Consider the following 12,863-nt stretch of genomic DNA (forward strand, 5'->3'; position numbering starts at 1 on the left):
GAAGCTGTCGGGCGATGCCCGGATCACGCTCGACACGTCCACCGCGACCTGCACCCGGCCGACATTGGCGAAGGGGTCGTTGGCGCGGGCGTAGTCGTTGAGCGCCACCGCGCCCCGATCGGTCGTGAAGTCGTAGGCGCGCAGCCAGTTCTGGCGGACGATCACCGGATCGGCCGGGATCGCCCTGACCTGCTCGATGAAGCGGGCGAGATGGAACGCAATTTGCGGATCGGTCGGGCGATAGCCCGCCTCGGCGGGGGCGACGGCCTGGGCCTCGCCGAGCCGATCGACCTGCACCACCCAGGGCACGATATGCCCACGCGCCGATTGCCAGACGAGACCGGCGGAAAGGCCGCCCGAGAGCGCCAGCGCGCCGAAGAAGGCGAGGCGCCAGTTCTTCGCCTGCACGCGCGCGGAGCCGATGCGGTCGTCCCATTGCTGGGCTGCGCGCTGATAGGGTGTCGTGGGTTCGGGCGTCTGGCCGTAGCGGATGGTGGGGCGTCGGAACATGGGAGGTCAGTCCTTCTCTTTGATGTCGGGACCGGCGCCGCCGCCGTGGCTGTCGCCAGCCTTCATGGTGTGGGCGAGGACGGTCGCGCCGTGGCTGACGGCCTGGCGGCGTTTCATCGCGGCGGCCCATTCAGGCTGGGCGGATGCGCCGGCCGACGCGGAACCGCCAGCGGTTGCAGCCGCCGGGGCGGCGGATGCCGGCCCGCCGGTGATCGTGCCGCCGGTTGCGGTGAATCCGGCACGGGCGCCGGAGCGGAAATTGGACTTGATCGCCTCGCCGCCCTTGGCGGCCGCCTTGCGCAAGGGCGAAAGGACGGCGTTCGCCGCGCTTCCCGCCGCCGCTTGGCCGACAGCGGCCATGCCGCCCGCAACAGCGCCTGCACCGCTCTTGCCGAACGAGCCGAGGCTGTAGGCGCTGGTGGCACCGCCTGCCATCTGAGCGCCACCACGCGCGGCGGCGCCGGTCATCCGGCCGGCCGCACCGACTGCGGACCCGGCCGCGCCCACGCCAAGGCGTGCGGCGGCGGCGCCTCCGATCAGCGCGCCGCCTGCCGCCAGCGCGGTCCCGGCCGCCGTACCCGCGCCGAGCTGCGGGCCGCCCGAGACGATGCCGTTCGCAATGCTGGGGCCGAAGATCGACAGGCCCAGCAGCGACAGCGCGGCAAGCGCGATGGCCATGACCTGATTGATGTCGGGCGCGGGGCCGAGGGCAGCGCCGGTGAACTGGCTGAACAAGGTGGTGCCGATGCCGGTGATGACGGCGAGCACCAGCACCTTGATGCCGGTCGAGACGACATGGCCCAGCACCTTCTCGGCCATGAAGGCGGTCTTGTTGAAGAAGGCGAAGGGCAGCAGGACGAAGCCGGCCAGCGTCACCAGCTTGAACTCGATCAGCGTGATGAAGACCTGCACGGCGATGATGAAGAAGGCGAGCACCACGATCACCCAGGCGAGCAGCAGCACGAGGATCAGCGCGAGGTTGGAGAACACGGCCCAAAGGCTGGAGAACTGGCCCGCCGCATCGAGCAGCGGCTTGGCGGCTTCGAGCCCCTTCGCCGCGATCGTGCCGGGCTTCATGAACTCGTCGATCGTCATCGCCCCGCCGCTGGCCTGGAGGCCGAGCCCGGCGAAGCTCTCGAACACGATGGTCGCGAGCAGCGAGAAATTGCCGATGATGAAAGCGAAGGTGCCGATGTAGAGCGTCTTCTTGACGAGGCGCTGAAGCACGTCCTCGTCCGCGCCCCAGGCCCAGAACAGGCCGGCGAGCGTTACGTCGATGGCGATCAGCGTGGTCGAGAGGAACGCGACCTCGCCGCCGAGCAGGCCGAAGCCTGAGTCGATGTAGCCGGTGAAGATGTTGAGGAAATTGTCGATAACGCCGGTGTCGTTCATGGCCGGGTGCCTTCATCCGGCGCCGTGTCGCTGCCGCGCTCGATCTCGGGCGGGGGCTCGTCCTGGCGGAAGAAGCGGCGGCGGTTGACGGCCCAGGCCGCCTCGCAGCCACTATCCGGCTTGGTGAGCGAGGCGCAGCGATCCAGCTCGCGGGCGAGCCTGGCCTGGCCTTCGTCCGCCGGCAGGAAGAGCGGGGGCGCGGGCGCAGGCTCATCGGGCTGGACGGCGGCGACGATCGCCACCGTCATCATCAGCCCGGCCAGCGCCGCCACCCCTGCGATCTTCGCCGTGCGCGACATCGGGCGTCTCAGTTGCCCATGAAGCGGCGGAACCGCTCGCGCCCTTCGGCCTCCTCGGCCGCCTGGCGGGCGGATTGCAGCGCCTGCGCCCGGCCCTGCGCCGCGACCGCGGCGGTGAGGTCGGCGAGCTGCTGCGATTGCAGCGCGAGGAGCTCGTTGCCCGCCTGCGTCGCCTGGAGCGCGCCGGTCGCCGACTGGCTGGCCGAGACCAGGCTGTACATCGTCGTGCGGGCGCCTTCGATGTTGCCGACGACGCCGGCCTGCACCTGCAAGGCATCCTGAAAGGCGCCGACGCTATCCTCCCAGCGGGCATTGGCGTTGGCGACCATCTGCGCGTGGGTGCCGGTGAGCGCCGCGCCCTTGTAGCGGCCGTTGAACACCTGCTGGACGTTCTGCACGTCATAAGCGATGCGCTGCGCCTCGCCGAGAAGCTGCTGGGTGCGCTGCACCTGCTGCTGCAACTGCTGGAGCGAGCTGAACGGCAGCGAAGCCAGGTTGCGCGCCTCGTTGACGAGACTGGTCGCCTGCTGCTGGATTTGCTGAATCTGGTTGTTGACCTGCTGGAGCGACCGCGCGGCCGTCAGCACGTTCTGCGCATAATTGGTCGGGTCATAGACGATCCCGCCGAACTGAGCGTGCGCCGGCGTGGCGGCGGTGATGCCGATCATGCTCGATGTGGCGATGGCGCCGGCCAGCATGGCGCGGCGCAGGATATTGGGTTTCATGGGGTCGTGTCCTTCAAGGCAAGGGGGAGCTGGCCGGCATCTTCCCGGCGACCGGCCAGCGGATCGAGTTGGGGTTCGGGAAGAAGATCGACCGCCCAGGCCAGGCCGCGATGGCGCAGCCATTCGGCGGCGAAGCGCTCGCGGCCGTGGGTCTCGACCAGTTCGGCGATGCGGAGCTGATCGGTCTTGGAAGACGCGGCGGCGAAGGCCAACGCGACCTCGCCTAGCCCCAGCTCGAACAGCCGGTTGCCGCGCCGCGACTGGCAGTAATAGTCGCGCTTGGGCGTGGCCCGGCTGAGGATTTCGATCTGGCGAGCGTTGAGGCCGAACCGTTCGTAGATGGCGGCGATCTGCGGCTCGGCGGCGCGCTCGTTCGGCAGGAAGATGCGCGTCGGGCAGCTCTCGATGATGGCCGGCGCGATGTTAGAGGTTTCGATGTCGGCCAGGCTCTGCGTGGCGAAAACGACGCTGGCGTTCTTCTTCCGCAAGGTCTTAAGCCATTCGCGGAGCTGGGCTGCGAAGTCGGGGGTGTCGAGAACCAGCCAGCCCTCGTCGATGATGATGAGCGTCGGCGAGCCGTCCAGCCGGCCTTCGATCCGGTGGAACAGGTAGGACAGGACGGAGGCGGCTGATCCGCCGCCAACCAGGCCCTCCGTCTCGAACGCCTGCACCGACGCTTCGCCGAGCCGTTCGACCTCGGCATCGAGCAGCCGGCCCCACGGTCCACCAAGGCAATAGGGGGCGAGCGCCTGCTTGAGCTGCTGGCTCTGGAGCAGAACCGCGAGCCCGGTCAGCGTGCGTTCCGGCACGGGCGCACTGGCAAGGGAGCCGAGCGCCGACCACAGATGCTCCTTGGCCTGCGGATCGACGGGGACGCCTTCGCTGGCGAGGATCGCCGCCAGCCATTCGGCCGCCCATGCGCGCTCGGCCGGATCGTCGATACGGGCGAGCGGCTGTAGCTGGACGCTGCCGTCGCCGTCGTCGGACAGCCCGAGATCCTGCCAGTCTCCGCCCGCCGCCAGCGTGGCGGCGCGGATCGAGCCACCGAAGTCGAACGCGAAGACCTGGGCGTTCTCGTAGCGGCGGAACTGCATCGCCATTAGCGCGAGCAGCACCGACTTGCCCGCGCCGGTCGGGCCGACGATCAGCGTGTGGCCGACATCGCTGCCATCGGGGTGAAGGGAAAACCGGAACGGGGTCGAGCCTTCGGTCCTGCCATAGAGCAAGGGGGGTTGTCCGAAGTGCTCGTCCCGTTCCGGCCCCGCCCATACTGCTGACAGGGGGATCAGATGGGCGAGATTGATGGTGGAGATCGGCGGTTGCCGGACGTTGGCGTAGGTGTGGCCGGGCAGGCTCCCCAGCCATGCCTCGATCGCGTTCATCCCCTCGGGGATCACGGTGAAGTCGCGGCCCTGGATGACCTTCTCGACCAGCCGCAGCTTCTCGGCCGCAATGGCGGGATCGCCGTCCCACACCGTCACCGTCGCGGTGACATAGGCCATGCCGGCATAGTCGGAGCCCAGCTCTTGCAAGGCGGTGTCGGCGTCGGCGGCCTTGTTCGAGGCGTCGCTGTCGAGCAGCGTGGACGCCTCGTTGGTCATGACTTCCTTGAGGATGGCCGCGACCGATTTGCGCTTGGCGAACCATTGCCGCCTGATCCTGGTCAGCAGCTTGGTCGCGTCGGTCTTGTCGAGCATCAGCGCGCGGGTGGACCAGCGATACTCGAAGGCGAGCCGGTTCAGCTCGTCGAGCAGGCCGGGGAAGGTCACGCTCGGGAAGCCGACGATGGTGAGCGTGCGCAGATGGTGCTCGCCGAGCTTCGGTTCGAGCCCGCCGGTCAGCGGCTCGTCGGCGAGTAGCGCGTCGAGGTGCATCGGAGTTTCCGGCACGCGCACGCGCTGGCGGCGGGTTGAGGTGGTGCTGTGCAGGTAGGTCAGCGTCTCGCCGTCATCGAGCCAGCGGACCTCGGGCACGAAGCCCTCGACCAGATTGAGAACGCGGTCGCTGCGGTCGGCGAAGCCCTTGAGCAGTTCCCACGGATCGACGCCGCTGGTGGACCGGCCCTCGTAGAGCCACCCTTCCGCGCGCGCCGCTTCCTCGGCCGGCGGCATCCACAGCAGGGTGAGATAATAGGCGCTCTCGAAATGCGCGCCTTCCTCGCGGAACTGTTCGCGGCGCTCCATGTCCACGAGCGCCGAGACCGAATCGGGAAAATCGGAATCGGGGTAGTCGAGCGCGGGACTGCGCTGCGCCTCGACAAAGATCGCCCAGCCCGAGCCGAGACGCCGGAGCGCGTTGTTGAGCCGCGCGGTGGTGGCGACCAGCTCGGCGGGTGTGGCGCTGTCGAGATCGGGGCCACGGAAACGCGCCGTGCGCTGAAAGCTGCCGTCCTTGTTGAGAACGACGCCCTCGCCGACCAGCGCGGCCCAGGGCAGGAAGTCGGCCAGGTGGGCGGCGCGATTCCTGTATTCGCGCAGGCCCATCATGGCCGCATCCACGCCGGATAGCGGAGGTGCCGCCGGGCCACGTCCACGAACTGCGGATCACGGCGCGCGGCCCAAACCGACAACGCATGACCGATTGCCCAAATCGCCAGCCCGGCGATCCAGAGGCGAAGGCCGAGGCCGATCGCGCCGGCGAGCGTGCCGTTGACGATGGCGAGCGAGCGCGGGGCGCCGCCGAGCAGGATCGGCTCGGTCAGCGCCCGATGGACCGGCGCATAGAAGCCGGCGATCGGCTCGACGGGATCGGCCGCGCCCGTCATGCGATCAGCGCCCCGCCGCCGAACGAGAAGAACGACAAAAAGAAGCTCGACGCGGCGAAGGCGATCGACAGGCCGAAGACGATCTGGATCAGCCGGCGAAAGCCGCCCGAGGTGTCGCCGAAGGCCAAGGTGAGGCCGGTCACGATGATGATGATGACCGCGATGATCTTCGCGACCGGCCCCTCGATGCTTTCGAGGATGGATTGCAGCGGGGCTTCCCACGGCATCGACGACCCGCCCGCGTGGGCGGGCGCCGAGATGGTGAGCGCGATGACGCTGGCGGTGGCGGCGAGCATGGCGCGGCGTGCGCCATGCCGAAGGGCATGGATCATGGTGCGTCTCCGAGGTTGGGGGGTGCGAGGGGGGTCAGGCGGTAATCGCCGGTCTCGGCGTCGATCCCCTCGACGCGAGCCAGCTCGGCGAGGCGGCGACCGTGCCCGTCGCGAACCAGCACGGCGATCAGGTCGATGGTCTCGGCGAGCAGCGCGCGGGGAACCGTGACGACGGCCTCCTGAATGAGCTGCTCCATGCGGCGCAGCGCCCCGAGCGCGGTCCCGGCGTGGATGGTGCCGATGCCGCCGGGGTGGCCAGTGCCCCAGGCTTTGAGGAGGTCGAGCGCCTCGGCGCCGCGCACCTCGCCGATGGGGATGCGGTCGGGGCGCAGCCGCAGGCTGGACCGCACGAGATCGGACAGCGTGACGACGCCATCCTTGGTCCGCATGGCGACGAGGTTCGGCGCGGCGCACTGAAGCTCGCGCGTGTCTTCGATCAGGACGATGCGGTCGGTGGTCTTGGCGACTTCGGCCAGGAGCGCATTGACCAGCGTGGTCTTGCCGCTGCCGGTCCCGCCTGCCACGAGGATGTTGGCGCGGGCGGCGACGCCATCACGCAGCGCCGCGGCCTCGGCCGGCGACATGATCCCGGCCGCCGCGTATTCATCGAGCGTGAAGACGGCGACGGCGGGCTTGCGGATCGCGAAGGCGGGCGCGACGACGACGGGGGGCAGCAACCCCTCGAACCGCTCCCCTCCTTCGGGCAGCTCGGCCGAGACGCGCGGGGACCGGGCATGAACCTCGACGCCGACATGGTGCGCGACCAAGCGAACGATGCGCTCGCCGTCCGCGGCGGCCAGCTTCATGCCGGTGTCGCTGATGCCTTCGCCGAGCCGATCGACCCACAGCCGGCCGTCCGGGTTCAGCATCACCTCGATGACGGCGGCATCGTCGAGCCAGGCCGCGATCGACGGGCCGAGCGCCGTGCGCAGCATCCGCGCGCCGCGTGTCTTCGCCTCGGAACGGATCGGATGGACGGTCAAAAAAAAGCCCCTGATGAGGGCCGGGCGAGCCGCCGCCCGGCGTCAGGGGCACATCAAGAGAGGCAGAAAAGACCGTGCTTCAATAAGTAAATGTGGTCGTCGTAGTCTGGCGTAGAGATACAAGAACTGGCGTAGTCAGCTCATTCTTCTTGGAGCGGAAAGTCCTCGCCAATTTCTTGCCTGACCTTCGAACCCTTCGCGAGTCGGCGGCCGAGCGCATCCATGAAGGCGTCGTAGCGGTCGCCGCCCTGGCGACGCATCGCGGCCCGCTCGCTCTCGGGCGGCGGCGGAGTGTTCGACAGCCAGAAGCGCACGAACAGCGCGATCATCTCGACACCGATCCCCGTGTCGCGCTCCAGCCGGGTGATGCGGCGGTCCAGCTTGTCGAGACGCTTGGCGATGGCGGCCTCGCGCTGCTCGTCGGCGTCGGGCGACAGGAAGGATGCGATGGCCGCCTCGGCGATCAGCGACCGGGACTTGTCCCTGCGGTCGGCATAGGCGGCGAGCGCGCGCATCAGCTCGGGGTCAAGATAGACCGACAGCGGCGTCTTGGTGCTCATAGCTCGATGCCGTCCTCGGGATCGAGCGACGCCTGCCGGGCCACGCGCTGCATCTGGCGGCGCACCGTCGCCTGCCGCGCCGCATCGCTATCGGGGTCCGGCTCGTCCAGCTCGAACTCGTTGGCGGGCGCGGGCCGGGGCGTCGGCGCGATGTCGATGTGGGGCTCCAGCGCCGGCTCGCGGCGCAGGTCCCCGTTCGCGGCATCGTCCTCAGCACCCGCCTTCTTGGCGGCCTTTTTCTTCATCGGCTTCTTGGGCGATTCATGCTCGATCGGCTCGGGCATCGGCGGCGCCTCGATCGGCGCCAGGCCGCTCCAGTCGTCGGGGCGCGGCGGGCCGCCTCCGACATTCATGTCAGGCGGCGACATCACCCGCTGCGTGAACCGCCGGTCCTTGAAGTAGCGGGCCTTCTTTGCCCGGATCGGCGGGATGCCCGCGACCATGACGATCTCGTCGTCGGGCGGTAGCTGCATGATCTCGCCGGGGGTGAGGAGTTGGCGGGCGGTCTCAGAGCGCGACACCATCAAATGCCCGAGCCAGGGCGAAAGCCGGTGGCCGGCGTAGTTCTTCATCGCCCGCATCTCGGTCGCGGTGCCGAGCGCGTCCGAGATGCGCTTGGCGGTGCGCTCGTCGTTGGTGGCGAAGCTCACGCGCACATGGCAATTGTCGAGGATCGCGTTGTTCGGCCCGTAAGCCTTCTCGATCTGGTTGAGGCTCTGGGCGATGAGGAAGCTCTGGATGCCGTAGCCGGCCATGAACGCCAGCGCGCTCTCGAAGAAGTCGAGTCGGCCGAGCGCCGGAAACTCGTCGAGCATCAACAGCAGCCGGTGGCGCGATTGCCGCGCCTTCAGGTCCTCAGTGAGCCGGCGCCCGATCTGGTTGAGGATGAGGCGAATGAGCGGCTTGGTGCGTGAGATGTCGCTGGGCGGCACGACGAGGTAGAGCGTGACCGGCAGCTCGCCCTCGACCAGATCCTTGATGCGCCATTCGCAGGTGCGCGTGACCTGCGCGACGACGGGATCGCGATAGAGGCCGAGGAACGACATGGCGGTCGAGAGCACGCCCGATCGCTCGTTGGCCGATTTGTTGAGCAGCTCGCGCGCGGCCGAGGCGACGACGGGATGGACGCCGGCCTCCCCCAAATGCGGCGTCGTCATCATCGCCCATAGCGTGCTCTCGATCGGGCGGCGGGGATCGGACAGGAAGGCGGCGACGCCCGCCAGCGTCTTGTCGGCCTCGGCGTAGAGGACATGGAGGATCGTGCCGACCAGTAGGGCATGGGAGGTCTTCTCCCAGTGGTTGCGCTTCTCCAGCGAACCTTCCGGGTCCACCAGCACGTCGGCGACGTTCTGCACGTCGCGCACTTCCCAGGCGCCCTTGCGGATTTCGAGCAGGGGGTTGTAGGCGGCCGACGCGCCGTTGGTCGGATCGAACAGCAGCACCCGCGCGTGCCGGGCGCGAAAGCCGGCGGTGAGCTGCCAATTCTCGCCCTTGATGTCATGCACGATCGCCGAGCCCGGCCAGGTGAGCAGCGTCGGCACGACCAGGCCGACGCCCTTGCCGCTCCGGGTCGGCGCGAAGCACAGCACATGCTCGGGGCCGTCGTGGCGCAGGTAGTCGCGCCCGAGCCGACCGAGCATGACGCCGCTGTCGCCCAGCAGCCCAGCGGCGGCGATCTCCCCGCGCGTCGCCCAGCGCGCCGAGCCATAGGTCTCGGCGTTCTTCAGCTCGCGCGCACGCCAGACCGACATGCCGATGGCGACGACGATCGCGGCGAACCCGCCCGACACAGCGATGAACGCGCCGGTCTGGAATATCTCCGGCGCGTAGGCGTCAAACGAAAACCACCACCAGAAGAAGGCCGGCGGCGGATAGATCGGCCAGTCGCCGAGCATGAACCAGGGCGCCCCAAGCTGGGGCTGATAGGCGAGCGCTGCGGCCGTCCATTGCGTCGCGGCCCAAATGGCTGCGAGCACGATCAGGAAGACCGTGAAGACCTGACCCCAAAGGATTTTGGTTGCCGACATGGCACCGAGGTCGATGCGTACCGGACATCAAATCAAGTCACTGTTATTGTTGAGGGAAGTCTAGCGTAGAAATACAGGGAGTAGCGTAGTTTAGTCTGCTATGTTTTCGACGGTGATCGATTGAACGGTCCCGTATGTCGCGCGCTATCAGAGCGGACAGATCGAGAACAAGGTGCTTTACCAACCAGAATGGGTATGATACCCGATCCAAGTTCGGGCATCATACCCGAACCGGAGAAAAATGGTGCGTCTAATCGGATCGCGGGATGTCCTGAAGCTGACCGGGCTTTCGGCTGATCAGCTGCGCGAATGGACCGTGCGGCGCAGGCTCATTCATCCGGACGTCCCGGCATCACGCCAGGGTCAGCAGGCTCAATTCGGCTGGCAGACAGTGCTGTTGCTCCGGCTCGCCGTCGTTATGCGCAGCCGGTTCCATGTCGAACTCCAAGTCCATCGCGACCTGCTGCTTCGCGCACGCGAGCTATTGAACGGCCGGTCCTTTCCGGGCCTGTGGAACCACCGGCTCGTTATCTTTGGACTCGATAGCTGTGCGCTGCTCGGTGGTAGCGATCCGTTGCCGGCCGACCAGGATGCAATCCTGCTTCGGCTCAACGCCCATCTTGAGGCGCTGTCGCAGGGCTTCGGCGTCTCCGAGCCGATCGCGCAACTCCCTCTCTTTCCGGCGGTGGGATTGCGCCGAAGCGAAGCGCCGGCTGACGCAGAGGGCGGCATCATGCTGCGCACTGCCGAAGGTGACGCGGCGTGACCGCGCTCGCCAGAATCGAAGCGGGACTGCGTGCGATCGGCTATCGACCGGAATCGCTCATCCACGACTATAGCTTCGCCGATGTGCTGTCGGAGGCGGGCGAGGAACAGTGCGTCGCACTTGCCGCGTTCACACAAGTTCCCGAATCCTATCGCTCGGCCGCCTTTGGCGTGATTACCGGCACGCACGATGCGGACGCCGTGCTACGCCGCCGGGCGCTCGGTGCGCCGATCTTGTTCTCGATCAGCCCTGAAGATGTCGGGGTCTGGCGGGTCGGCGCGGAAGGCAAGCCACGTCTGAGCGAACGGGTTCCGCTCGACCAGCTGGACGCGCTGTTCGAGCGCAATGCCGACAATTGGAACCCACACGCGGTTCACCGCGCCAAGTCGCTGGCCCAGACCCAGACGGCCTATCAGCTCGACTTCGTCGATCTGGGACTGATGCCGGCGATCGAACATGAGATCGAAGTGAAGCTCGATCGGCTGCTCGGCGAAGTCATTGCCCAACTGCTGTCCGGGATCGACGATCCGCAACGCGAAGAAGCGGTTTTCCGCACCACCTTCAGGCTCCTTGCCGCCAAAATCCTGATCGATCGCCAGCATCCTGACGCGACATCATGGACCCATGCGCCGGTGCGCGATGTGCTCGCCGGCATCGAGACCTATTATCATCTCGATCATATGCTGCGGCCCGCGGTCGATGCCCTTCCGTCGTCGGCCGTGGAGACTGCATGGACGACGCTTCGCGGCGCCATCACCTTCCGGAACATTTCGTCGGACAGTTTGGCATTCGTTTACGAAAACACGCTGGTGACGGCTGACACGCGCAAACGCTTCGGCACGCACTCTACCCCCAGACAAGTGGCTGAATATGTCGTTGGCCAACTCGATCTCGGCCGCTTCGATCTTGAGGACATAACGATCTACGAGCCGTTCGCTGGCGCGGGTATGTTCCTCGTCGCGGCACTGCGGCACCTGCGCGATCAGCTTCCCGATACGCTCACCGGCGAGGAGCGGCACGCTTTTCTCGTCAAGCGGATCAGCGGTGCGGAACTCGACAGCTTCGCCTGTGAAGTCGCGACGCTATCGCTGATCCTTGCTGATTACCCCAACGCAAATGGCTGGAAAATCGCATCCAAGGACTTGTTCGAGAAAGACGCGCTTCGAGCAGATGCCGCTGGCAAGCGCATCGTCCTGTGCAACCCACCCTGGGAGGACTTCGACAGCGAAGAGCGCCAGCGCTATCCCGAGATGGCGGCAAAGTCGTTCTCGAAGCCGATGGCGGTGCTGCGGACGCTCATCGAAGCCAAGCCCCAAGCGCTGGGTTTCGTTTTGCCGCAAGGCTTTCTCCGCCAGAAGCAATATGGCGAACTGCGCCAGCTGCTCGCTGACACATATGACCGGATCGAGCTGACATCGCTTCCTGACCGCATCTTTCAGCGTGCCGGGCTGGAGGCGGCCGTGATCATCGCCACCGGCCAGCGCGACGCTGATGCGAAGAATCTTCCGAGCCAGTTGCGCTCCGTCGAAGTCACCGACCGAGGCCGTCCGGATTTTCTCATGACGGGTAAGGTCACCACCGAGCGCCGCCGCACCAAGCTGGTATGTTCGGGGGACCTTTGGATTGGTGCGCTCGACGAGGTCTGGGAATATCTGGCGGACTATCCCGTGCTTGGTGGTCAAGCCGAAGTTCATCGCGGCCTTCAGTGGATCAGCCAGTCTGCCGGCTGGAGCGCAGTTCCTCGGGAGGGCTTTGCCAGAGGAATTTTCAAGCCCGCGGACTCGCTTCTTCAATTTAGTATCACCACGACCGGCTTCGTCGATATGCGCGAGGAATCCGCATATCGGTTCGGTCCACTCACGCGCGCCTGGGACAAACCCAAAATACTGGTCAACGTGGCGCGCCGGTCGCGTGGCCCCTGGCGGCTGGATGGCGCGCTAGACGCGAGCGGGCTCGTGCCGTCGCAGGCGTTCTTTGGCATCTGGCCGACCACATCAGACCTGCCAGTGGAAGCGATCGAAGCGCTGATCAACAGCCCGCTGGCGAGCGCCTTCGTCCTCGAGCGGGCCTCGAACCAGCATCTCACCAATGTTGTTATGAAGCAGCTGCCGTTGCCAAAGCGGGGCGCGCTTGGTGACGTGGTCGCCGCAGTGTGGCGCTACCGCGACGCGCTTGGCGCCGCCGCAGCCCATGCGCTACGCACGCCCGAGATCGACGAGCGGTTGGAAGGGTTGCTGATCGATATCGACGCGCAGCTCTTGAAGGCCTTCGATCTGCCTCCTCGTCTGGAGCGACGATTGCTCGAAGCGTTTCGTGGACATGAAGCTGAACGGCGTGTCGCACATACCTTCAAGGGCTGGTTCCCAGAGGACTTTACCGCCTACCTCCCGCTGCACGAATATGTCGGCCCGCTGCTACGCGAAAACACTGGCGCCTGGGCGCTCGAAGTCTTCACGCCGGCACCGGAGCACGAGGTTGAGCGGCTCAGGCGCTACGTCCAGTAGC

Annotated in this window: 12 protein-coding genes; 2 read left to right on the forward strand and 10 right to left on the reverse strand. The window is 67.0% G+C overall.

The genetic code is table 11. From position 1 onward, the window contains the following. From trbF to V2B31_RS16970, 10 genes are all read right to left on the reverse strand, one after another. Positions 1-510 (reverse strand): conjugal transfer protein TrbF (gene trbF / locus V2B31_RS16925; protein WP_328280723.1); only part of this gene is annotated, 510 nt, incomplete at its 3' end. Positions 511-516: 6 nt separating this feature from the next. Beyond that, the gene (trbL, locus tag V2B31_RS16930) at positions 517-1,902 is read right to left on the reverse strand and encodes a P-type conjugative transfer protein TrbL (RefSeq protein WP_048938181.1); all 1,386 of its coding nucleotides are present in this window, start codon (positions 1,900-1,902) and stop codon (positions 517-519) included. After that, complete coding sequence (trbK-alt, locus tag V2B31_RS16935) at positions 1,899-2,201, reverse strand: putative entry exclusion protein TrbK-alt (protein WP_017503599.1); 303 nt, start codon at positions 2,199-2,201, stop codon at positions 1,899-1,901. Before trbK-alt ends, trbL begins: the two co-directional genes overlap by 4 nt. Before the next feature lie 8 nt (positions 2,202-2,209). Then, complete coding sequence (trbJ, locus tag V2B31_RS16940) at positions 2,210-2,926, reverse strand: P-type conjugative transfer protein TrbJ (RefSeq protein ID WP_017503598.1); 717 nt, start codon at positions 2,924-2,926, stop codon at positions 2,210-2,212. Further along, complete coding sequence (gene trbE / locus V2B31_RS16945; RefSeq protein ID WP_026109713.1) at positions 2,923-5,412, reverse strand: conjugal transfer protein TrbE; 2,490 nt, start codon at positions 5,410-5,412, stop codon at positions 2,923-2,925. The genes trbJ and trbE overlap by 4 nt, the downstream gene beginning before the upstream one ends. After that, complete coding sequence (locus tag V2B31_RS16950) at positions 5,409-5,690, reverse strand: VirB3 family type IV secretion system protein (protein ID WP_017503596.1); 282 nt, start codon at positions 5,688-5,690, stop codon at positions 5,409-5,411. The genes trbE and V2B31_RS16950 overlap by 4 nt, the downstream gene beginning before the upstream one ends. Continuing rightward, positions 5,687-6,022, reverse strand: a complete 336-nt coding sequence (locus V2B31_RS16955) for a TrbC/VirB2 family protein (protein ID WP_007406001.1) — start codon at positions 6,020-6,022, stop codon at positions 5,687-5,689. Before V2B31_RS16955 ends, V2B31_RS16950 begins: the two co-directional genes overlap by 4 nt. Next, positions 6,019-7,005: a P-type conjugative transfer ATPase TrbB gene (trbB, locus tag V2B31_RS16960; protein WP_048938180.1), complete on the reverse strand. Its 987-nt coding sequence runs from the start codon at positions 7,003-7,005 to the stop codon at positions 6,019-6,021. The genes V2B31_RS16955 and trbB overlap by 4 nt, the downstream gene beginning before the upstream one ends. 140 nt (positions 7,006-7,145) lie before the next feature. Then, complete coding sequence (locus V2B31_RS16965) at positions 7,146-7,565, reverse strand: CopG family ribbon-helix-helix protein (protein ID WP_017502704.1); 420 nt, start codon at positions 7,563-7,565, stop codon at positions 7,146-7,148. Then, entirely contained in the window at positions 7,562-9,592 is a 2,031-nt protein-coding gene (locus V2B31_RS16970; RefSeq protein WP_017502705.1) for a conjugal transfer protein TraG, read from the reverse strand. The genes V2B31_RS16965 and V2B31_RS16970 overlap by 4 nt, the downstream gene beginning before the upstream one ends. Positions 9,593-9,833: 241 nt before the next feature. Between V2B31_RS16970 and V2B31_RS16975 the strand changes: the two genes are divergently transcribed. Both V2B31_RS16975 and V2B31_RS16980 read left to right on the forward strand, forming a co-directional pair. Further along, positions 9,834-10,358 carry a hypothetical protein gene (locus V2B31_RS16975; RefSeq protein ID WP_017502706.1) on the forward strand — a complete coding sequence of 175 codons (525 nt, stop codon included), beginning with the start codon at positions 9,834-9,836 and terminating at the stop codon, positions 10,356-10,358. Continuing rightward, entirely contained in the window at positions 10,355-12,862 is a 2,508-nt protein-coding gene (locus V2B31_RS16980) for an HsdM family class I SAM-dependent methyltransferase (protein ID WP_017502707.1), read from the forward strand. The genes V2B31_RS16975 and V2B31_RS16980 overlap by 4 nt, the downstream gene beginning before the upstream one ends. Position 12,863 lies beyond the last annotated feature (1 nt).

This window comes from Sphingobium sp. (genome assembly GCF_036170395.1).
In the GTDB taxonomy this organism is placed as follows: Bacteria; Pseudomonadota; Alphaproteobacteria; order Sphingomonadales; family Sphingomonadaceae; genus Sphingobium.